Raw genomic sequence first — 332 nt, forward strand, 5'->3', positions numbered from 1 at the left:
GCGGGCTTCTGCCCGGGTCAGCATCAGCAGATCGTTGACGCCGTTGCGTCTGGCCTGGTCAACAATACCCTGCAACTGCGGCACCTGCTCAGCCGCAGTTGCCACGATCAGCTTGCCGCAACGCCGGTGGCCAATGCCGCGCTCGGCACAGTAGTCATAGAGCAAGCCCTTGCCCTGCACGCACAGGCGTGCCTTGAGAGAGCCGGGGGCGTAGTAAATGCCCGCGTGAATGACTTCGCTGTTGCGCGAACTGGTGCCCGTGCCGATGGCAGCTGCGGCTTCCAGCACCATGACTTCGCGCCGGCCAAGCGCCAGCGCGCGAGCCACGGCCA

The 332-nt window shown here is 65.7% G+C and carries 1 protein-coding gene; it reads right to left on the reverse strand.

What is annotated here, in order from left to right:
* The coding region (locus B3V69_RS14270) for an NAD(P)/FAD-dependent oxidoreductase (RefSeq protein WP_296447607.1) at positions 1-332 on the reverse strand (332 nt) is incomplete at both ends.

The organism is Rhodoferax sp. UBA5149 (assembly GCF_002413825.1).
GTDB lineage: Bacteria > Pseudomonadota > Gammaproteobacteria > Burkholderiales > Burkholderiaceae_C > Rhodoferax.